The sequence below is a fragment of the Pseudomonas guariconensis genome, assembly GCF_900102675.1.
Classification (GTDB): Bacteria; Pseudomonadota; Gammaproteobacteria; order Pseudomonadales; family Pseudomonadaceae; genus Aquipseudomonas; species Aquipseudomonas guariconensis.
In genome coordinates this window covers 147,259-170,108 of sequence record NZ_FMYX01000008.1, presented here as the reverse complement: position 1 = coordinate 170,108, position 22,850 = coordinate 147,259, and the positions used below count along the sequence as shown (strand labels likewise).

16 protein-coding genes are annotated in these 22,850 nt (G+C 59.1%); all 16 read right to left on the bottom strand.

What is annotated here, in order from left to right; all coding sequences use genetic code 11:
- Positions 1-7: 7 nt before the first annotated feature.
- Positions 8-931: a LicD family protein gene (locus tag BLS27_RS15120; RefSeq protein ID WP_167358104.1), complete on the bottom strand. Its 924-nt coding sequence runs from the start codon at positions 929-931 to the stop codon at positions 8-10.
- A gap of 29 nt (positions 932-960) precedes the next feature.
- Positions 961-1,593, bottom strand: coding sequence for a class I SAM-dependent methyltransferase (locus tag BLS27_RS15115; RefSeq protein ID WP_090345462.1), 633 nt, complete (start codon positions 1,591-1,593; stop codon positions 961-963).
- A gap of 102 nt (positions 1,594-1,695) precedes the next feature.
- Entirely contained in the window at positions 1,696-2,538 is an 843-nt protein-coding gene (locus BLS27_RS15110; protein ID WP_232095224.1) for an SDR family oxidoreductase, read from the bottom strand.
- Positions 2,531-3,589: a Gfo/Idh/MocA family protein gene (locus BLS27_RS15105; RefSeq protein ID WP_090345458.1), complete on the bottom strand. Its 1,059-nt coding sequence runs from the start codon at positions 3,587-3,589 to the stop codon at positions 2,531-2,533. Before BLS27_RS15105 ends, BLS27_RS15110 begins: the two co-directional genes overlap by 8 nt.
- Positions 3,590-3,603: 14 nt before the next feature.
- Entirely contained in the window at positions 3,604-4,473 is an 870-nt protein-coding gene (locus BLS27_RS15100) for a sugar phosphate isomerase/epimerase family protein (RefSeq protein ID WP_090345456.1), read from the bottom strand.
- Between the two features lie 2 nt (positions 4,474-4,475).
- Positions 4,476-6,266: a thiamine pyrophosphate-binding protein gene (locus BLS27_RS15095; RefSeq protein ID WP_090345454.1), complete on the bottom strand. Its 1,791-nt coding sequence runs from the start codon at positions 6,264-6,266 to the stop codon at positions 4,476-4,478.
- Between the two features lie 4 nt (positions 6,267-6,270).
- Positions 6,271-7,479: an FkbM family methyltransferase gene (locus tag BLS27_RS15090; RefSeq protein ID WP_090345452.1), complete on the bottom strand. Its 1,209-nt coding sequence runs from the start codon at positions 7,477-7,479 to the stop codon at positions 6,271-6,273.
- On the bottom strand, positions 7,472-9,388 hold the full coding sequence (locus tag BLS27_RS15085; protein ID WP_090345450.1) for an N-acetylneuraminate synthase family protein: 1,917 nt from the start codon (positions 9,386-9,388) through the stop codon (positions 7,472-7,474). The genes BLS27_RS15090 and BLS27_RS15085 overlap by 8 nt, the downstream gene beginning before the upstream one ends.
- On the bottom strand, positions 9,385-10,749 hold the full coding sequence (locus BLS27_RS15080; protein ID WP_090345448.1) for a GHMP family kinase ATP-binding protein: 1,365 nt from the start codon (positions 10,747-10,749) through the stop codon (positions 9,385-9,387). The genes BLS27_RS15085 and BLS27_RS15080 overlap by 4 nt, the downstream gene beginning before the upstream one ends.
- Entirely contained in the window at positions 10,746-11,441 is a 696-nt protein-coding gene (locus BLS27_RS15075; protein ID WP_090345446.1) for a sugar phosphate nucleotidyltransferase, read from the bottom strand. The genes BLS27_RS15080 and BLS27_RS15075 overlap by 4 nt, the downstream gene beginning before the upstream one ends.
- Positions 11,441-12,763 carry a lipopolysaccharide biosynthesis protein RfbH gene (rfbH, locus tag BLS27_RS15070; RefSeq protein ID WP_070092454.1) on the bottom strand — a complete coding sequence of 441 codons (1,323 nt, stop codon included), beginning with the start codon at positions 12,761-12,763 and terminating at the stop codon, positions 11,441-11,443. Before rfbH ends, BLS27_RS15075 begins: the two co-directional genes overlap by 1 nt.
- A complete protein-coding gene (rfbG, locus tag BLS27_RS15065; protein WP_208599413.1) occupies positions 12,760-13,833 on the bottom strand; it encodes a CDP-glucose 4,6-dehydratase in 1,074 nt (357 codons plus the stop codon). The genes rfbH and rfbG overlap by 4 nt, the downstream gene beginning before the upstream one ends.
- Positions 13,815-14,585: a glucose-1-phosphate cytidylyltransferase gene (gene rfbF, locus BLS27_RS15060; protein WP_090345441.1), complete on the bottom strand. Its 771-nt coding sequence runs from the start codon at positions 14,583-14,585 to the stop codon at positions 13,815-13,817. Before rfbF ends, rfbG begins: the two co-directional genes overlap by 19 nt.
- A gap of 175 nt (positions 14,586-14,760) precedes the next feature.
- Entirely contained in the window at positions 14,761-17,502 is a 2,742-nt protein-coding gene (locus BLS27_RS15055) for a glycosyltransferase family 2 protein (RefSeq protein ID WP_244155247.1), read from the bottom strand.
- A gap of 114 nt (positions 17,503-17,616) precedes the next feature.
- On the bottom strand, positions 17,617-21,195 hold the full coding sequence (locus BLS27_RS15050; RefSeq protein WP_090345437.1) for a glycosyltransferase: 3,579 nt from the start codon (positions 21,193-21,195) through the stop codon (positions 17,617-17,619).
- A 73-nt stretch (positions 21,196-21,268) separates the two neighbouring features.
- Entirely contained in the window at positions 21,269-22,837 is a 1,569-nt protein-coding gene (locus BLS27_RS15045) for a flagellar hook-associated protein 3 (RefSeq protein ID WP_090345435.1), read from the bottom strand.
- Positions 22,838-22,850: the final 13 nt, after the last annotated feature.

Genomic DNA, 22,850 nt, shown 5'->3' with positions numbered 1-22,850 from the left:
TGAAATCTCAGTTCAAGCGCCTGACCGAGTTGTCGTAGCTCTCAAAGTTCACTTCACCCGAGTGGTTGTAGTCGGCAAATGTCATGTCCTTTTTCGGCACGCGCCATTCTCCATAGACAAAATCAAGATAGGCGTAGGGCTCCTTGGGGGCTTTCAAGGCGGCACCAAACAACTCCACTCTGTCAAAGCCTTCGAAGTGCTTCTGTGGACAGAACCATTCAGGCATGGCCCCCACCATGACGGCAGAACCCTCCCGATGCACACGGTGCGCAATGTCTGTCTCGAACGGGATGATGTTGTTAAAGCCCGGAGCATTGCGACAGGTGATCCTGAGCGCAAAATCCCTGCCTCGGGAGGCAAGTAGTTCCATGTCCCACTCGATACCCTCTCGGTACGGTAAGCCGTTGCGGTTCTCCGTCAGCAGGGCCACCAGTTGAGTGAACTGTGTTTCGTTGACGGAGAAATCAATATCGTCATCCCAAGCGATGAAGTCCTTGTCACGCAACGCTCCCAACAAGGTGCCGAAATCCAGATAGAGGTCAATACCTGCCGCTTCACTCAGCGAAGCCAGTGTGAGTACCAGTTCTACGGCGATCGCTTTGGTGGGGGCATCGGAGAAGGGATGAATATCACGCATCCCTTTCATTTCCCGCTTTCCAGGCATGACAATTTGCATACCGGCCAGTCCAAGGTCGTCAAGCTGTTTCAAAATGCTATCCAACCACACACTGGTAACAACGATGGCATCGCAGGGGTAGTCCGTTATTTGCTCTGCAGCAATGATAGGGTAGCCAAGCAATGTTCCGCCTTGCTTGCCGGGGTCATTATCCGCTATCGCAAGTATTTCCAAGTCTCGATTTTGCTCAATGAACAACCCGCCGCTCTTGCCTGCGCCGAACAATACGAGTTTTTTGCCTTGTAAATCGTGCATTGTGATCCCCTGCCCCATCATCGAGCCAACTAAATCTTGTGCGCCACACAGCGCCCTACTTTCGCATCTTCATCTCGATACTTTGCAAGGCCTCGCCCCTCAATTTGATAGGTAACGTTGAAACCAGCCTTTTTTATATTTTCCAACGTCTCTTGATGATCAAGATAACGGCGATAATGATCGGTGCCGAAAATCTTCTCCTGCTCGGCGTCTTCCACGGTGCGGTACTCGAAGAACAACTGGCTTTGTACGGGCAGAAGCACCCCCAGCAAATCCAACAAGGCGCTGGCTTCGCGTTCTTCAATGGCGTGCAGGAAGAAGCGAGCATAGACCGCCACCTTACGTTTACCGTCTAGGAACGCTTTTATATATTCCCTCGCGGCCGCGGCTGGGGAATGCACATAACTCACGTGAGGATATTGGTTACGCGACCGGCACAATTCAATAGCCTCAGCAGAGGCATCCAGGCACAGCATGTCGAAACCGTGGGCAGCAAAAAAACTGCTGTCTCGGCCATTACCGCAGCCAAACTCGAGAATGCCATCAACCTCGATGAATTCGTTGATGGCAAATGCAGCGAACTGTGAAGGATAGGCGGGAGCGCTTTTTCTACGATTACTGTAGAACCTGTCCCAATAATTTGATTCTTCTAAAAGGCTCATTGCGTACTCCCAAACAATCACTGCTCAATCACAGTGCCCGTACTGCATAAGTAACAGCATCGGTAAAAATAGAAATCTGATCGGCGCTATTGCCAGGCCGAATCACCAGACACTACGACCGCCATCCATCACAAGGTTGCAGCCATTCATGTAAAGAGAAGCATCAGCGCACAAGAACGCGATGGCTCCACGATATTCATCGGCATTGGCCATACGCCCGGCGGGAATCAACTGACGTAGCTTGCTGACAAACACATCATCCTGTCCGGCATAAACACCTCCCGGGGACAATGCATTGCAACGCACCCCGTGCTCGCACCAGTACGTCGCCAAGTATTTGGTCAAGCCAATCAAGCCATGCTTGACGACCGAGTAGGTCACCGGTTTGACAGGCTGCTGCTCCGGTTCACGTCCTTCAACGCGGTACAAACGCTGATCTGGCGCAATCACCCCAAGGTCCGACGATATATTGACGATCACGCCTTTGCCTTGCAGGGCCATCTGGTGGCCAAAGATCTTGGCGCAGTTGAAGGCACCTCCCAACCCAACATCCAGATCTTGTTGCCACTGATCCCAGGGGAACGCTTCAAGGCGAGAAAAATTCTTGCCTGCGCCATCCTCCACCTTGGGGTTGCGGGCAGCATTGTTGATCAGGATATCGATGTGGCGATGCTCGGCCAACACCCGGTCGCGAACTGTCTCCAACGATGGCAAGGAGGTAATGTCCGCCACATACACCTGCGCGTCGACACCGCACTCATCCAGCAGCCGCTCCCGGCTACGCTGCAAACCTGCCTCGTTGACATCAAGCAGGATCGGCAAGCCTCCCAATCCCGCCACGGCCGCGGCATGCTGATAACCCAGCAAGCCACCTCCTCCCGTGATGATCGCGACTCGACCACTCAGGTCGAACAACTGCTGCATTGAAGAGTGATGTTCAGCCATAAGTAACGATCTCCTCCAGCTCTACCCGCGCACCGCGATGCAATGACTCACGAGCGGCTAACGATAGGCGCAGGCTTTGCAGGCCATCGAACAGGGTGACTTGTGGTTGCGCCTGCCCCCGCAGGCACTCCAGGAAGTGCTTCGCCTGGTCCAAGAACATGTCGTTGCGCACAAAGCCTTCGAACCTGTTGGATTCAACCTGCTCGCCAACAGCGTTGTAGACCGCCAAACGGGTGTTGATCAGATCCAGCTCGGCAACGCCCGCATCACCAATGATCTTGAAGGTACGCACAGGGGGACGCTGAATGAAATCCTGATGCAAGTGAATCGGGAAACTGCCTCGGTCCCCGCAGTAATGCATGAGTGACGTCGCGGTGTCCTCGACATCGATCTCCAGATTACTGAGTTGTCCACCCACCGTAAGGATGTTGCGCGGCAATCCGAAGAACCAATAGATCAAGTCCATTTCATGGATTTGCGAAAGGATCACACCGCCGCCCTGATCGGCCCTGGCCGCATACATCTGGCGATAATCCTCATAGCGGTGCCAGTTGGGCAGATACTCTCCGATTTCTGCGCTGACGCGGATGATATTGCCGAAGAACCCCTCATCCAGCAGCGACTTGATTCGCAGAAGACCCGGGTGGAAACGGAAGTTGTAGCCCACGTAAAAGAGCAATTGCTTCTGAGCCACCAAAGCCATCAGCTCTTCGATACCTTGCAGATCACTGGCCAGCGGTTTCTCCATGAACACCGCTACATTGGCCTTTGCGCAGGCCAGGGCAATTGGAACGTGCAAGGAATTCGGGTTGCAGATATAGGCTGCATCAGGCTGGCATGCCAAAGCGCTCTCGAGATCATCATGGACGATTACGCCGTAGTCCGCTTCCAGATCGGCGCCCTCTTCCACGGTCAGATTATCCCGTAGCTTGATTCGCTGCCGACGCACGCGAAATGCATGAACTTCCAGTTCCTCGCCGAGCACACTACGCAAGTTACGTAGATGGCGTTGCCCAATACCACCCAGCCCACAAAAAAGAATTCGCACCATGCCCTTGCACTCACTTAAACCAGACGGTTACCACGCAACCACTCGGCTGCCAGCTCACTCATTTCCCGTAACCAGGCGGACTCCTCTCCCGCCACGCCCCGCGCAACCTGCAGCACAAAATCGCCGCGGTAATCGAAGCGAATCAACTGCTCCCGTAAGCTGGCAAAATCGGTATCGCCTTGTCCCAACGGCACGGTGCTGCTGCCCAAGCGCCGATCCTTGATATGAAAACTGCCAACCCGCTCACCGTAGGCTGCAAATTCATCAGCCGGTGCATAACCCAACGAAGCGCTGTTCCCGGCGTCATAGTTAACCTTGACCAACGGATGATCCAGATCTTGCAGCAGCTGGCGGAAGGACTCGGGAGCCAAGTCGGTTTCCAGATGCAATTCCACCGCGCAGTCTTGCGCCAACGGCAAGAGGTGACGCAGGTAGTCAATGACCTGCGTCTGCTCCTGAGCAGAGGTGATTCGCGAATGGTCCACAAAGGGCAGCACAATGCGCCCTACCCCCATCTGCGGACAGATGCCAATCAACCAGCGCAGTTTCTCAAGACGTTCCTGTAGTTCTTGCTCAGTGCAGCGCAGCAAAGGGAGGTCCATGAAATAATCGGCGCAGATCGACACAACCGATACTCCCCGGGCAGCCAAGCACCCCATCAACTCATGACGACCTTCAGGGGTTTCCAAGGGGTTGTCGCCCACGCCATACACATCGAAGATCCATTCGATGCCTCGCAGACCGATGGCCGCCGCCTGCTCGATTTCCTCGCGCCACTGACCGCGCGGAAATGACTGGAAGCGCCCGTCCTGCGGTGCGACCAAGCGCCCCTGCATGGTGTAGAGGCCCGCTTGCGCGTACTGCTTAAGGTAGTCTTCGGACATGCTCATTCATCCACCAGTGGAATCAACATATTGGCTTTGAGTTCTTCACGATCCAAGAATGGGAACAGGTCTTCCAACGGGCTGGAAACCATCTTTCCGTTTTCGCCAATACGAGAGGTGACTCGCGGCCCAATCGCTTGATCAGGCTCAACCATGACTTCACACAGCACTGGACCTGGTGTATCCAGGGCTTGTCGGATGACATTGGCCAGATCCGACTGCTCGCTGACACGCAATACAGGCAAGCCAAAGACTTCAGCCAAAGCGCCGATATCCGGCAACGTCAAGCCAGAGACCGGATCACAGCCAATGGTCTGCTTGAAGTAACCCGACTGGGACGCGCGGATAGACGCATATCCATTGTTATTGAGAATGAAATACTTGATCGGGAGTTGCAGGCGCCGAACCACTTCCAGCTCCTGGATATTCATGACGAAGCCACCATCGCCGTCCACGGAAATCGTGCGGCGCTTGCCCCCGCCAATGCAGCCGCCAATCGAGGCTGGCAACCCATAGCCCATAGCCCCCAAACCACCTGTGGCCACCGCTCTTTGTCCACGTTTGAGCTTGGCCGAGATCCAGAACGTATCTATCGACGCCCCAGAACTGCCAGGAATGATCATGTCATTCTCGTCCAAGGCCTCGCAGAGCATGTCAGTGAAGACATAGCTGTTCACAAAGCCCTGCTTTTTGCGGTACTCATCCAGTACTACCGGATAGCGGGTTTTCCACTCGGTACAGCGCTCGCGCCAAGCATTAAAGTCATAACGATGTGCCCGAGTCAGCTCAAGCAAGCCGACGATGAAATCCTTGGCGTCGCACACGAAGGATTGATCGGGCATATCCCCGAGCTTAGCGATTTCCGCCGGATCAATGTCCACCACGACGACTGTTGCAGCGCGTGCGAACTGACTACGGTCGAAGCCAGTAATGGAGAAGTCCATACGACAACCAATTGCAATTACCACGTCGGCATTCTGGACTGTGAAGTTGGCGCCGCGGGACGCCACGGTGCCGCAGCGACCAAAGTACAGCGGGTGATCGTACTCAAGCAGATCAGCTCCGATCCAGGTCGTCATCGTTGGTATGCCCAGGTGCTCGATCAGCTCGCGCATCGAGGCCTGCGCACCGGCACCATGTATACCGTTGCCGACCAACAGTACTGGACGCTGGGCGCCCTGCAGACGTTGAGCCAACTTTTCCAACGCCGAAGCCTGTGGCAATGCCGGCAGTACATGGTCGTCGGGGACATAGCCTTGCAACTGCTCTGGGTCGATTTCCGTCGCCTGGACATCCAGCGGGATATCGATCCAGACTGGCCCCTTACGGCCGTTGAGCATCAAGTACAGGGCTTTTTCCAGTTCATAGCGGACCTGCTGAGGATCCGACAGGCACACGGCATACTTGGTGACCGAAGAAACCATGCTGACGATGTCGAGCTCCTGGGTGCCGAGTTGACGTAACCCGGTCTCACCTTTCAGGTCCGCGCGCTTTACCTGGCCGGAGACAACCATCATCGGCGTCGACTCGAACCAGGCACCGGCCAAACCGGTAATGGCATTGGTGGCGCCAGGGCCGGAGGTCACCAGGCAGGCGCCAAAGCGTCCACTGGTACGCGCATATCCTTCAGCCGCAATGGCGGCTCCCTGTTCATGCAACATGCTCACCGCTTGCAGACGCGGTTGGCGCAACAGGGCATTGTTCAGATGCATGGCCCCGCCACCCGGCAGGAAGAACACGTGCTCAACACCCTGACGGGCAATGAACTCAAAAACGAAGTCGGCTACGCGCATGTGATTAGACCGTCTGAAGATTCAACGAATGGTGGGCGACACGATCAGCAGGTACGGCATAGAGCACCAAATCCCAACCCTCGGCCAAGTGCTGGCATAGACCGAAGCGATAGCCGTCGTAATAACTGTGCAGTTGCAGAAGGATGCTCCACAGGTGCGTCTGCTCGTGATAGACGCAAACGGCCAATACAGGGTGCCGCTGAGCGATCAACTGGCGCCCGCCTTCCAGGCACAGGGGTTCGAAGCCTTCGATATCGATCTTGATGAATGTCGCGGGCGCGATCTGCTTGCTCAGTTCGTCAATCGTGCTCATGCGCACAACTTCCTTACCTGCCCCTACCCGAGCAGCCGCACCGCAGTCTGACTCGACCAAGATCTCTCCAATTTGATCGCCCACGGCCAGCGCATGGGCGTAGAAACCTGCGGTCTGCCCTCCCAACTGGGCGAGTGTGGTCTCAAGCGCGCTGAAGTTCCGCCTGGCAGGTTCGAAGGAATGGATTTCCCGGTGTTTACGACCGCTTTGGATGTAGCCATGAATCGAATCGCCATTGAAGGCACCGATGTCGTAGAGCACCTCGTCATCCCGGCGATTGGCATAATGCTCGTTGAAATAGATCGCTCGGGACGAAGCCAAAGGCAACAAGTCATAATTGAGAAACAGCCGACACTCCACGTGATCGACGAACAAACGCTTGGATTCTTCATCCGTCAGCAGCTCGAACGCCTTTCGTACATCGACCGCCGCCTGAATAACGTGCTCCGGCAAGTCCAGGCTGTAGTAAGGGAGAAACTTTTCTGGCATGAGCCATGCCAGATGCCCGAACAAGGCAATGCGCTCAAAGCCTAAAGCCCGCAGAGGAGCCAAACGATCAGCCATGCGGTCACTGGCCTCACCACACCAGATGGTGGTGATAACGGCAGGCAAGCTGAAATGATCCCGCCTAGCCAATTGTGCAGGGCTCATCACCTCGATGCCCATGATCGATGTGCCCCACAGTGCAGGGTTGTTGTCGATGAACGCTACCGGTGCCTGCCCCAACTCCAGCAACACCGAAACGACCCTGCGCCCCAGATGGCCGGCGCCAAACAGGACAAACGGCTGATCGAAATCACCGATGATATCCAAGAGCGTCTGCTGCTGACGCTTGCGAACCGACTCCAGCGGCTCACTCAACAACCGCCCCAGCCGTTCGGATAACGAATGATCACCCATGGGACGCCTCCTTACTCAAAGCGCTCAAGAACTTCAGCGCCGACCAGAAACCTGCGCCATGATCCTTGTGGCCTTGCCATACCTCAGGAATGAAGCTCACCTGCGGATGGGCCTTGATCTTTGCCCACGCTTGCGGCCAGTCGATGTCTCCAGTGCCCATCAGCACGCCCTCGCCATTGGTACCCTTGGCATCGGCCACATGCAGATGTGCCGAGTACGGCAACAGCAGCGCCAACGCCTCCTGGAAGTCGAGGCCGAAGTGGAAACAGGTCATCTGCAGGTGTGAAAGGTCCAGGCACAAGCGCAGACCATGCTCACGGGCCTGGGCCGCCAATTCCTCGGGCATCATGAAGATGTTCTGATGGCGTTGACCGCCAAAGTGCCAAGGGAAAGGCGCCATGTTCTGTGGGATGAGTTCGGTGCCGCTGAAGTCGATCCGCGCACAGGACTCATAGAAGCGCTCGTACAGCTCCGGGCGCATGGCCAACGGGCGCGGTGCGTCGGCCGAGAAACCGCCGATGTTGGCGACGATCAGGCGAGCATCGGCATTGGGGAAGAACTCGCCCATCTGCAGTGTGGCGTCCACCACACGTTGCAGGTTGTCGATCGATCGTTGGCGGTAGGCCAGGTCATCGGCGACCAGATCCAGCAGCTCGCTGTTCTCGAACAGCTCCGGCGCATGCACCACCAGGCGCGAACATTCGACCGGTGCAAGGAACGGCTGCGGCTTCAGGCTCAGGTCACGGTAGGAGAGGTGGAACTCGAACAGGTCTGGCTGGATGCGTCGACGGTAATCCAGAAAATCGTGATAGCGCACCGGCACCCCCCAGCGGATCGGTAGCTGGAACGCCAGTTTTTCCTCGGCCTGCTGCGCTTCGAGGTCGCTTTCGAACAGGAAGTCGCCCTGGGCGATATCGCGCTGGGCCGGCTTGCCCAGCAACTCTGGCAGGCGGTACGGCGCCAAGCCCTGGCCAGGGCTGGCGATGCGCAGCATATCCTGCGTCAGGACACTGCCACGGGCGATGTCGCAAGAAGCAATCACGCTCTTGCCAAGATTCTCGCGGTTGAGCAACTCGCCTTGGCTGGCATGGCGGCCTGGCCCCTGCCAGGGCAAGGCCAGTTCCAGTTGACGAATGCCGTCGACCAACTGACGGAACTCGGTAGGTTCCAGGCTGGCCAGATGGTCCGGCCCTTCCATGTTGCGATCCAGGGTGATGTGGCGCTCGACCAGCTTGGCGCCCAGCGCGACAGCCCCAAGGGTGATGGCAATACCGCGCTCATGACCGGAGTAGCCCACCAGACTGTGCAACTCCTGCAGGCGGCGCAGATAGCCGAGTTGAATATCGCTCTCCGGAGCAGGATAGGCGCTGTTGCAATGCAACAGCGCGAAAGGTGTACCGAGAGCATTGAGCTGTTCGACGGCACGAATGATCTCGTGCTCGAACGACATGCCAGTAGAGAGGATCAACGGCTTGCCCAGGCTCGCGGCCTTGGCGATCAGGTAAGGGTTGCACAGGTCCGCCGAGGCGATTTTCAAGGCCGCCACATCGAACGAAGCCAGCGCATCGACACTGGGTTCGTCCCACGGCGTGCACAGGTAGGTGATACCCCTCTGCGCACAGTACTCACGCACCTGGCGGTGCTCGTCGAGACTCAGCTCGACTTTGTCCAGCAGGTCCTGGATATACTCCACGCCCAAGTCTTCGGCACGTGAGCCATCGGCCTTGCGGCGATAGAGTGCTTCGCGATTGCGCAGCTGGAACTTGACGCAGTCGGCACCCGACTCGATGGCCGCATCGACGAGCTGGCGGGCCAGCTCCAGAGAGCCGTTGTGGTTGTTGCCCACTTCGGCGATGACGTAGACGCGCTCACCGCCCAGGGGGATGCCGTCGAGATAAAGAGTGGTCATTGGATCTTTGCTCGCCATGAGGTTACGCCGCTGGATTCAAAGCGGAAATTCTGGGTCTGACAGCCAAGCTCGGACAGCACGCGTATCACGCGCTGACGCTGTTGTGGCTGGACGTAGAACAGGAAAAAGCCACCACCACCGGCGCCCAGCAGCTTGCCGCCGACGGCGCCGGCCGCGATGGCGGCGTCATAGATGTTGTCGAGCCGGCCATGGCTGATCGCCGAGGAGAACCGCTTCTTCAGGCGCCAGGCTTCATCCAGGCAGATACCGACCCCGCGCAACTCGCCGCGGATCAAATGCCGATGCATGCGTCGGCATAGCGCCACGCTGGCATGCAGCAGTTCGGTCTGGGAATCCTCGGCCGCGATCTCTTCACGCTGCAGTTCGTGCAGACGCCCAGAATCGTGGGAAATACCGGTATCGCAGAGCAGCAGGCACGACTCGAACTCGTTGCGAATCGCCTCTTCCAGACGGATCGGGTGGACCAGGTTGCGCTGGTTCTCGAACTCGATCAGGTTGAACCCGCCAAACGCCGAGGCGTATTGATCCTGCCAGCCGCCAGCGATGCCAAAGCACAGGCGCTCGGCCTGGAACGCCAACTCGGCGATCTCATAAGTGCTCCAGCGGTCCTGGCGCAGCTCATTGAACACTGCGATGGTCGCGGTAGTCGCCGCGGAGGAACCGCCCAGGCCGGAACCCACCGGGAAGTCCGAACGCAGGAACAGGTCGAAACCGTAGTTGGGCTTGATCACCGCGATGATCGTCGCCAGCAAGCTCTTGTCCTGGGCTGCCAGCAGGTCCGCCAGGGAGTCGAAGTGTTCTTCCCGGCCGAGGTCTTCGGCATGGATGCTGATCTGCTTGTCCTTGCGAGGTACCAGGGTGGCATGGGCGTACAGGCCAACCGTGCAGCTCAGCACGGCTGCCGGATGGTCGATGAAGAAGTACGTCAGGTCAGTGCCGCCGCCACAAAAGCTCATGCGCACCGGCGCCCGCGCCCGAGCCAGCACCGGCACCTCTGGGCTGGCCGCAAGCTGGCGGGTGTAGACCTCCACCAGCCGCTGCTCGGCGTCTACCCCAGGAATAGCGAGATAGCCTAGGTCGAAAAGCTTGAGCAACTCCTCACGTGCGGTGCCGACAGGCACGGCGCGGTACTGACGGTTCATGCAGGCGGTGACCGGCACGTCGGTTTTCCCACCTTGCAGCAAATGCCGACGCAGGTCGCCATTGGTCACCACCCCTACCAACCGCCCCAGTGCATCGACGACGAAGACGATTTGCAGGGCGCCGGCCTCGATGTGCTCGACGGCGTCAAGAATACTGCGCTGATCGCTGATACTCAGGGTCTGGACAAGTGAACTCATTGGGCAGTGTCCATGTGGAATTCAGTGGAGTAACGGGCGAAGGACTCTGGCGTGCCGATATCGATGAAACGGCCCAGGTACTCGCACACCTCGACCGGCCCACGCACCAGCAAATCCGGTAACAGGTCGCGCTCCAGGGAACAGGCCTGCACAGCCCGCCCCTCGAACGAGACGCTGTCGAATGCATAGACACCGGCATTGATCAGCCCCGGGCCATCCACGCCTTTCTCATCGATCGAACGCAACCCGTTCGCGTGGTCGACAGACAGGCTGCCATAGCGGCTGCGGTCCTCGACCTTGACGCCCACCACGGCATTACCGGCCGCCGCCACCGCCAAACGGTATGCAGGCGCATCGAGGTAGGTATCGGCGTTGAGCACCAGATAGCGCCCCTGGGCGGGCTGCTCGATCAAGGCGTTGAGCAGGGCTCCGCCAGTGCCGAGCGGCTCGGCCTCGACCACCAGGCACAACGCCAGTCCGCTGGCCTGGGCCAAGGCATCCAACTGCGCAGCCATCTGGTCAGCACGGTAGTGGGCACACAGCACCACATCGGTGATGCCAGCTTGTGCCAGTTGGCACAGCACGACCTGCAGGAACGGCGCACCATGCACAGTGACCAAGGCTTTCTGAGTGCCCTGGGTCACAGTCTGCAAACGCGTGCCGAAGCCGCCACACAGGACGTAGGCGCGCATCAGCGCAGCCTCCGCACATAGTCTTCAATATTGCGGGCGGCATGCTCGAGGTGTTCTTCGCCCAGGCCAGGCCACAGCCCGATCCAGAAGGTGTCCTTCATGACCTTGTCAGTCACACTCAGGTCGCTCGCCACCCGGTACTGCTGGTCTTTCATGTAAGGCTGGCGCGTCAGGTTGCCGGCGAACAGCAGGCGCGTGCCGATCTTCTGCGCATCCAGATGACGCAGCAGGTCCAGGCGCTCGACGCCACAGCCATCGCGCAGGGTCAGGGGGTAGCCAAACCAGGATGGATCGCTGTTGGCGGTGGCCTGCGGCAGGATCAACTGCTCGGCGCACCCGGCCAGGCGCTCGCTGAGCCAAGTGAAGTTGCGCTTGCGCGCGGCGATGAAGTCATCGACACGGTCCATCTGCGCCAATGCACAGGCGGCCTGCATGTCGGTGATCTTGAGGTTGTAGCCCAGGTGCGAGTAGGTGTACTTGTGATCGTACCCCTGCGGAAGGTCGCCCAACTGCCAGCAAAAACGCTTGCCGCAGGTGTCGTCCTCGCCTGGGCCGCAGTAGCAGTCGCGGCCCCAGTCACGGAAAGACTCCACGATGCGCTTGAGCAACGGAGAGTCGGTGAACACGGCGCCCCCTTCACCCATGGTGATGTGGTGCGCGGGATAGAAGCTCAGGGTGCCCAGGTCTCCGAAGCTGCCGACCTGGCGCCCATCGTAGGTGGAGCCCAGCGCGTCGCAGCAGTCCTCGATCAGCCACAGCCCATAGCGGTCGCACAGTTCACGTACCACCTTGAGGTTGAACGGGTTGCCCAGGGTATGCGCCAGCATGATGGCCTTGGTGCGCGGGCCGATTGCGGCCTCGATCAGGCTCGCATCGATGTTGTAGGTGCCCATCTCGATGTCGACGAACACCGGCACCGCACCGAACTGCAGGATCGGGTTGACGGTAGTGGGAAAGCCCGCCGCCACGCCGATGACTTCGTCGCCTTTGCCAATGGCACGGTCACCCAAACGCGGCGAGGTCAGCGCGGAAAAGGCCAGCAGGTTGGCCGATGACCCGGAGTTGGCGGTCAACACGCCACGACGCCCCAGATAGCGCGCCAGGCGCTTTTCGAAAGCCTGGTTGAAACGTCCGGTGGTCAGCCAGCCGTCCAGTACGGCTTCGGTCATGGCTTGCAGTTCCGGCGCGCCGATGACTTTGCCCGACGGTGGTACGGCATGCTGGCCGGGTACGAACCCGGGCGTGGCGAGCTCCAGCTCCGCGTAACGACCTACGAGTTCGGCAATTTGCTGGCGCAACTGCTGCGCCGTCTGATCAGTCATCGGTTTTCGCCTTCATGGTCCGCGATCTGCGCGCGGCAAAATTGCTGCATGTCCTGGCCTTCTCGCCAGGCGCAATGCCATTGGAGGGTTCGCTGCAAGGCCTGCTCCAGGCCCCAGCTCGGACGCCAGCCCAAGCGCTGGCGTGCCATGGAAGAGTCGAGGGTCAAAAGACCTGCCTCATGGGGCTGCGCAGATGGCTCGACCGCCCAGCGCGCCTCGCCAGGCCAAAGCCGGGCCATGGTCTCTACCACCTCGCCAACTGTTGCGGTGCCTTCGCTGTCGGGGCCGAAGTTCCAGGCCTGGCCAACCGCCTGCCCCTGCTCGATCAAAGCCTGGGCCAGCAACAGGTAGCCCTGCAGTGGGTCGAGCACGTGCTGCCAAGGACGCACCGCGCCCGGGTAGCGCAAGGTCAACGACTCGCCGGCATCCCAGGCACGCAGGATGTCCGGAAGCAAGCGATCGGCGGACCAGTCGCCACCGCCGATCACGTTGCCGGCCCTAGCAGTGGCCAACGCCACGTCTTGGTCTCTGAAGAAGGATTCGCGCCAGGACGCACAGAGCAACTCGACACATGCCTTGCTGCTGCTATAGGGGTCATGCCCACCCAGCGCATCCTGCTCGCGATAGGGCCAAAGCCATTCGCGGTTTTCGTAGCACTTGTCGGTGGTCACCACCAGGACCGCGCGAACCGAGTCACACTGGCGCACGGCCTCCAGCACATTCACCGTGCCCATGACATTGGTCGCATAGGTGTGTGCAGGGGTGCGATACGACTCGCGCACCAACGGCTGGGCCGCCAGGTGCAGGACGATCTCGGGGCGGAATGCCGACAGGCTGCCAGCAAGCTTTTCAGCATCGCGGATATCGGCGAACTCGCCTGACACCCGTTCGGCAAGGCGCACCTGGTCATGGAGCCCAGGCGAGGTGTTGGGCGCCAGCGAATAGCCGTATACCTCAGCACCCAGGTCGCTGAGCCACAATGCCAGCCAGCTGCCTTTAAAGCCGCTGTGACCGGTGAGAAAGACCCTGCGCCCCGACCAGAAGCTGCGGCTTACGACCATACTCGCCATTGCGCCTCTCCGGACTTCCAGCGCTCTTCCAAGTAGTTACGATCACGCAACGTATCCATGGCCTGCCAGAACCCGCGATGGGTATGGCTCATCAGTTGTCCGTCCTGTGCCAGGGCGCGCATGGGCTCGTACTCCCACGTCGTGCTGTCACCGTCGATGTAATCGAAGATGCCCGGCTCCAGAACGAAGAAACCACCATTGATCCAACCGCCATCGCCTAGGGGCTTTTCCTGGAAACCCTGGACCTGCTCACCACGCACATCGAGGGCGCCATAACGCCCTGGTGGCTGAACAGCGGTTACCGTGGAGAGCTTGCCGTGGTTTTTGTGGAAATCGACCAATGCGCCAACATCAACATCGGCTACGCCGTCGCCGTAGGTGAGACAGAAAGTGTCGTCGCCGACATAGTCACGAACGCGCTTGATGCGACCACCTGTGGCGGTATTTTCACCGGTATCCACCAACGTCACGCGCCAGGGTTCGGCATTGCGGTTGTGGATATGCATGCGGTTTTCCGACATGTCGAAGGTCACGTCGGACATGTGCAGGAAATAGTTGGCGAAGTACTCCTTGATCACGTAGCCCTTGTAGCCCAGGCAGATCACGAAATCGTTGATACCGTAATGGGAATAGATCTTCATGATGTGCCAGATGATCGGCTTGCCGCCAATCTCGATCATTGGCTTGGGCCGCAAGTGGGACTCTTCGCTGATACGCGTGCCCAGGCCACCGGCCAAAATGACTGTTTTCATTGAGTGCTTACCTTCAGAAGAGCAACGCCACATTCGCACCGACAAATTACTGACCAAAGCGGTGGCCTGGACGGACTCAAAGCAAAAACGCTGCCAACTTACCAGCACCCAGCTGTGGCGGCCTGCACAGACAAAAAAACCGGGCCTGGGCCCGGTTTTTTGTCTGTATCGACACTCAACTCAACGCGTGCAACCACTCCAATTGCACAACCTGCCCAGGCATAGCCGAACGCGAGTGATCGACACCGTCTGGCGCGTCTACCGCCACACGACGATTGAACGCCGCCGCCCAATGCGCCACCACGTGCGCACGCGCCTGATCACTTAACTCTGGGACGAACGGGCAGAGCACTTTCGCGTCCGGCGCAACGAGCACCAGCAAACCTGCTTGGGCGACCTGTTGGCACAGTTCGATATCGGCCCCTGCAGTCGACGCCAATCCACCGCACTGCTCGAACACTTCCCGACGCACCATCAAGGCATGGCTCGAAACTGCCTGGGCGCCGCGCACGACGTCGAGCCCCAGGGCTCGCTCCATTGCGTCCTCAGGCAAGCCAAGCCAGCTCGCATGGATACTCTGATCGCTCAACAACTCGTAACCGGCATGACTGATCGCACCCTCGATGTCGTACATCTGACAACCGACGATCCCGACCTCAGGACGCTGGGCCTGATTGAGCAACGAGCCAATCCATGCGGGGGTCATCACCTGGCAACGGCTGGCAAACGCCACCAGGTAGTCTCCCTGTGCATGCGTTGCCGCCAGATTGACCAGCGCCTCATACGACGCAGGCTGCTCACTCATCACCAAACGGACGCGCGTACCCACGCCCGAAACGGTGCCCAACTGCGCAACCAGTCGCTCACTGGCGTCAGCCTCACAGGCCACCAGCACTTCATAGCGTGGGTAGCGGGTACGCTGCACGATGCTTGCCAGAGACACCTTGAGCTGTTCAAGATCATCATCAGCCACCAGCAGGATACTGACCAACGGGGTTGACGCATGGCGGAAGTCGATATGCAATCGCCGGCCCGCCCCTTCGCTAATCGCTCCCTGATAACCCAGTTGGGTCATGTGGCGGTTGAGGGTCGCCTGGGCATCGGCCAGCATGGCCTCACTGCCCACCCGCCCGATCACCAGGTATTCGTCCAGATGCGCCAAGCAACCGAGCCCCTTCGCCTCGACCAGACGCAGCAACAGGTCGAACTCCAGCGAATGGCGGTAGGTCTCGCTGTACCCTCCTAGGGCCAGCACGGTTTCACGGCGCATCAGCCAGTGCCGCGACATCAGGTCCGGACGGCTGCGCAGCAGGTCAAGGTCCGCACCAGGGCGCACGATACTGATCAATCGCCCCTCAGTATCTCGCTGCACTTCGTTGCCACAGATTGCCTGGCAGTCTGGCGCCTCCGCCAGCTCTGTCCGCAAACGCAGCAAACCACCCGGAGTAACCTGATCACCCGCCTGCAACAGGAGCATCCATTCACTGGGCAGTTGACTCACGACCTGATTCAGGTGCGAAACAACATTCGTAGAAGTCACCTTGATGAAATGCAAGGTATCGCGTGCAGTAGTGATAGCGGGCAATGTGCCTGCCTTGAGCACGACCAAGCGGAAATCACGGACACCGCAATCAAGAATACTGTCGAAGGTCCGCTGCAACGCCGCGTTGTCGTCTTCCAGGTCGACCACGACCAGAGCCAATTGCGGCTCCTTCCTTTTAGCCAGATGCGCCAGGATACGCTTCCTGGCCGTCGCATCCGGGGTCGCGTCAGCAATGGCCTGCAGAACCTGCCCTGATGGGGTGGCGTCCAATTGGGCTTTCAGGTCTACCCCCTTGATACGCTCCAGACGTGCCAGCCAGTCGCTGAGCTCGTTTACCTGATCGTCCTGCTCCTCTCCCACTAGCGAGTCCGCGAGACGGCGGCACACGACCGGGTCGAACAGACTCAAGGCGAGCGCTTGCCAATAGCGTTCCTGAAGACTCTTCTCTGTGTCATTGGGGTGCACCTGCAGCAAGTCATGCTGACGGACCCACGTGCCTTCCAGTGCATCAATGTGCGCTCGTCCTACCGGCCAGGCATGGATGAGGAACTCCAAGCCCGACAGCTGACGGAACAGAGGACCGTTGTAATACGGCAGCTCGACGAACTGTTCGGGCTCGAAGCGACGCTCAGGATCGCCGACCACGCTGCGCCAATTGGAGGTGAACAGCAACGGTTGCTCGTCACCGCCATAGGTCGCGTGAATGAACTGTCGCAGGATCACAAACCCTTGGTCATCTTGCCATAGCGACTGCTGTTCATGGTCCCATTGGACCAGCACCTGCGTCACATAGGCCAATGCTTCCTCGCGCGCCGCCATCTCGATCGCACGCATCGGACACTCGCTCACGACCGCCGTCCGCTCCAGCACTTTGAACGCACCCTGCAGCAACAAGGCGCACGACAATCCAACCAGCCAACCCTCACCCGACAATTCGGCGGGTACGCTGCTCAGAGCCGCCCTGAGCGCCTCGACACGAACCACAGCGCGCCAGGCTTGCTGGCCGCACTCGGCGAAACGATAGATGCGCTGCAGCGCGCCATCGGTGACGTCACCCTGATAGGCATCGCCCACTTTGTAGTAGGTCACGACGCTATCGCCAGGCCTATAACCCAGCGTATACCCCAATGCTGCTTGTTCGCTCGAGTGCACCTGCAGCCAGTCGACCGCAGCCTTCAGTGCCTCGGGCAAAAGGAAATCACTGTCCTTGGCCAGGATCACGTAAGGCGTATCGATCTGCTCCAACACTCGCTGCACACCGCCCGACCAAGCCTGGTCAGGCGCCGTTTCAAACAATGGCCAGTCACACCCGAGCTCTGCGTAATACGACGCGGCGCGCGCTCGATAAGCAGGGTCGTTGCCGCCCAGCAACACAACGCTGACAGCGCGTTGCAACGACTCTTCCACTACTGCTTTTTCACTCATGGCGCACCCATCAATCCGGTTATTCTGTTCGCCCTGGCGGCACAGCTCGCCACCACCGGCCCATCAATCAGCCAACCAACCGCTGGCCCAATGTTGCAGGTTTTGCTCGGTCAGTACGTAATCACGCAATACTGCTTCACGCAACGCATCACCCTGTCGGTAGCTAGCCGCAGGGTCGGCCAGATGCGTGTGAATCGCCTCCAGCCACTCTTCGGTACTGTTGGTGACGACACGTGTACAAGGCAGATACCCCTGGTACGCCTTGGTGTCGGTACAAATGACCGGGAATCCGCAGGCACCGTATTCGAGCAAACGCAGGTTGCTTTTGCAGTCGTTGAACAGGTTGATCTCAAGTGGCGCCAAAGCCAGGTCCAGATCAAGGCTGGCCAGCTTCTGCGGATAGAGTGACAGTGCCACGCCTTTGTGGAACTCCTTGATATAGGGCCGCAGCACATCAGGGCACATACCGAAGAACACCCAATCGACTTTGTCCGCCAAGGCCTTGACGACATCGGCAATCAACTCCAGGTCACCGCGGTGACTGGTTCCCCCGGCCCAACCGACACGGGGCCGCACCGAGGTTTGCCGACGGCTGCGCAACCCACGCCAGAGTGAGGCGGCGAGCATGTTCGGCACGACACGGATATCGTCATGCATGCCCGCTAGCGCATCGGCCAGCGGCTGGGTGGATACCACCACTCGATCACAAAGATCGAGTGCACGCGCGACCAGTTCACGCATGTTGCTCGGCATGTTCCGCGCATGGGCATTGTTTTTCGGTACATCAAGGATGTAGTCATCCAGTTCGTAGACCCAGCGTGCATTCGAAAAACGCCTGATTCGCTCGAGTTCCTCGACGGTTCGAGTGGTGTAGCGGTACTGAACCACGACGACATCCGGTTTTTCCCGCTCCAGATCGATCACCCCTGGCGCCCCGTAGTTCAGCTTGCCCTGGATCCAGCCCAAGCGCTCTAGCTCGCTGAACGGCTGCGTTACTCGGTAGTGTCCTACAGCGGAAGTATTCAATGGCAACGCCAGAACCGACGGTAGAACGCGACTGACAAACGGGTCCCATCCGGTACGCATGCCAGGTTCAAGAATGAAACTGGCCCCCGTCAGACTCAGGTTGCGGTTGTACGCCGGATCCCAGGCAACCCGCGACAGCCATCGGGAATAAAAAGCGTCTTCGTCGTGTTCGAGGAACTGCACGGAGAGACTTGATACTTCCCCTGGGAACCGGACAAGCGAGGCGAACGGCGACCAGACCACCAGATACCCTTGCTCACGGGCACGCAGACAAAGATCGGCATCGAACAGGTTCGAGTGCAACAAGGCAGCGTCCAAGCCATCGAGTTCTTCGAAAACCGACCGGCGTACCAACAGGCAGTCCAGGCTGACGGCACTCCAGTTCTGCACCAGTTGCAAACGGCTCATGTAACCGTTGGTGGAAGCCCCGTGTCCAAGAAATGGGGAACCTGCTGGTCCATGCAATCCCAGCACCAGGCCTGCCGATAGAACGCCGCCCTCACTATTGACCAACCTTGGCCCAACGACTGCCACTTCTGGTCTCTGCGCCTGGCTCATCATTTCGTCGAGCCATTGCTTGTCGAACGCCATGCAATTGGCATCAAGCAGCAACAGGTAGTCACCATGCGCCAGAGCGCGAGCCTGGTTCAGACGCCCGCCCTTACTGCCCGCATCGCTCCAGACGACACGTAGCTGGGCGCTACCCAACTGCTGCATCGCCGCCAACCAGTTGCGCATCGCCGCAGGCGCTTCGTCAGTAGCGATAATCAGCACTTCGTAATTGCTATAGGCGGTGTGTTCGAAAACGGACTCGACACAACGGATCAAGGCCAGCAGATCCTGCCCTGCATCCACCAACATGGACACACCGGGCGCGCCCTCGTGCTGGTAATGCACCCTAGAGACCGGACTCCCCTCAATGGGTTGTACATACGCCGCAACACCCAAACGTTGCAGATGTGCTTCCAACACCCTCGGTGCCTGCGCGACGCAGACTGGGTCACGCATCCAGTGCTCGTAAGTGTGGCCACACTGCACCAGCAATTCAGCCACATGCTCGACCACATGCAGCCCCCTGACTTCGACCATACGCCAGAGCAGATCATGAGGCGCGAGCGATTCGAACGACTCGACAAACCCTCCCATCTCCACCAAAGCGGCGCACTTGAAGCCGAGCAAACGCCCTACATAGGGCAGGCTGCGCATCAAGTCGAGGTTGAAGTCCGGCTTGAACACCGGCACGCTCGACTCACGACCGTCATAAGCCCCTTCATCAACGTACAGGCACAGCCGATCGGCTTGAACCGCCATGCGCTCGGCCATAACGACCAAGGCATGAGGGTGTAGAAGGTCGCCTGGCTGCAGCAGAAAGATCCAGTCACCACCCTCTCCCACCGAGAGTCGCTGGTTGATCTGCTCAAATCCGTACCCCCGCAGCGTCTCACGCCGAACCTGCAGGCCCGCGACTTCAGGCACAGACTGCCCAGCCGCTGCGAATATCCAGATCTCCTCAGGCGCGTAAGACTGAACCGCCAGGCTGTCAAGAGTGGTGCGCAGAGCGCGCTCATCCGCATTGTGAGACAAAATCACTGGAACGATGCGTGGACGGTTCGACCAGCGCTCAATGCGCTTGGGCAGCATGCGCAACTGTCCAGACGACAGGCTACGGCACTCCAGCCACTCGGTGTACACGTCCGCAAAACTGAGGCTTCTGAGACCGACCCGTTGCTGGTAATTACTGATCTGGCTGACGTAGGCCAACTGCAGTTCGAACTCCTGCCAGACCCTGTCCTCGCCATCACGATAGTCGTCCAACGCAACGTATCGCACCCAGCCGGCAGCCGGGGCTGGCTCGGCTGCGCGCGCGTCCAGCATCTGGGACAACCAGTCGGTTTCACTCTTGTAAGCCAGTTGCATCGAAGCATGATGACTGAGCTGACCTGGATGGACACGCTCCAGACTCAGCACGTCCTTGAGACAGGCCAGGTGACCACGACGAAGCAGGCAGGCATACAGGGCCAGATCCAATCGAGCAGCAAACCCCTGCCCCTCCTGAACTAAGGCTGCGAGAAACTCCTCGACTTGCTCGCGCCGAAACATGGAATGGCTGATACCACCGAACAGGTTGGCGACATTGCTGGCAATTACCTCGAGGAGGTCGCTCGCACGCATGACCGCGTTGCCCGGTGAGACCACGCAATTGATTGCGCGAGAAGGCATCAGACACTCGTCTGCGTCGCACAACAACCGCTGGCTTGTCACCATGCTCACGTCACTGCACTCTGCCAGGACCTCGGCCTGACGACTGATGCAACCTGCAAGCAGTAAATCGTCATCGCACAGGAACTTGATGAACTGACCGGAGCATTGTTCAAGACATGTCTGAAGGTTACGGGCAAAGCCAAGGTGGCGGGCATTGCGCAGGTAACGCACCGGTGAACGGCACTCCTGAGCCAGCTGGTCCGTGATCGCTTTTATCTCCTCGCCCGAGCTGTCATCGCAAATGACGATTTCCAGGTTGGGATAATCCTGGCTGATCGTGCTGGCCAATGCGCTACGGAAAAACTCAGCACGATAAGCCGGGATGGCGATGCTGACGAGAGGCTGTTCGTTCACGGTGCAAACCTTGGAGAGGTCGCCAATGCGCCAGGTTTGCCTGGCGCATGCGCGCAAAAGCGGGAAAGGAGAATCAGATGTAGTTGACCAGCGACAAGCCGGCAATCTTCGCATAGGACTGCATCGATGCCTGCAGCATGTTCTTTTGCATTTCCAGGCGCAGCATCACTTCGGCCGGATCGCTTTCCCGGATCGAACTCTGGGTTTTCTTGTTTTCGGTGCTTAGCGCTTCGTTGGTCTCTGCCTGCACATCAAGTGCTTGCCCACGACCACCAATGGAGGCAATGGACGAGGTGACCTGATTGGTCGCGCTAGTGATGTTGCCAATCGCCGAATCCAAGGACGCCAGGAAGTTCTGCCGCGCCACCGGGTCGCTGTCCTGTGGCGTGGTCAGCGCCTTGCGCAGTTGCCCGATTGTATCGAGGATGTTCTGGGTCTGATGGGTATCGACCTTCACCGCAAAAGAGTCGCCGGCATTCGGCGTGCCAGAGAGCTCGAAGTCCACCCCGGCCGCTGTCGCTGTCGTACCACTCAGTGTGCCGGTGGACACTGGACGGCTATCGGCGGTCAAGGGCGCTGCGTACAGCTCGAAGTCCGTGGCGCTGGTGAACTTGAGCACGGCGCTGCCGCCTGGGAACGCCGCCTTGTAGAGTGTCGGGTCGCTGACGGTCGCGCCCGTGATCTGGCTCGCGGAAGTATTGCCCGGGCTACGGGTACCGGCGATGGAGTCGGCCTTGGAACTCAGGCTGAAGGTATGCCCGGCAATCGCTGCGTCCGGGTTAGCTTCATCACCTGGTTTGAGGGAAATCTTTAGACGCAAGTCAACACCGCGGAAGCTGATGGTGGTGTTGTCGCCCTTCGGATCAAAGGTGCCCCCCTGGCTGGCTTCCAAGGTCACATCCGTGCCACTGGCATCGAGAATCTTGAACTGAGTGCTGCTGGTGAACTCGATGCTGTACGGTTCGCCACTGCGGAAACGGTCATTGTAGGTAGCACTGCCGGAAACCTGGCCATTGGATAGGCTGATACGGCCATCATCGATCGGCGGATTCGTCAGGCGGGTCTCGCTGCGACTGGTGTTCAGGGCCTGTTCGAAGGCGCTGTGACCGGTCTCGTTGGCTGCCAGGCTGAGCATATCGCCTACCTGCAGCATCAGTTGCCCTTGGTCGCCCTGATAGCTGTAGGTGCCGTCGGCATTGCGCACATAGGGCGGGGTATCGCCCTTGGAGCCGGAGAACAGGTACTTGCCGTTCTCGTCTTTGCTGTTCATCAGGGTGAACAGTTGGTTCTCCAGTGAAGCCAGCTCATCGGCGTTGGCCTTGCGGTCGGTATCGGTAAAGCCACCGTTACCGGAACTCACCGCCAGCTCGTTGACGCGCTGCAGGATGGTACCAATGGCATTGAGCGTGCTCTCAGCAGTCCCCAACGCATTGCGCACGTTGACGATGTTGTCGCTGTACTGCTCCAGCATGTTCTGCTGCTGCTCGAGCTGCAGCAGGCGCGCGGCGCCCACCGGATCGTCGGCGGCGGTGCGGATGCGCAGGAAGTCGCTGGCCTCCTGGCTCGTCTTGTTGACGTTGGAGAAGGTGCGCTGGTAGTTGGCGCTGCTGGTGTTGTAGAACTGCGAAGTGGAGATGCGCACGGTCTACGGCTCC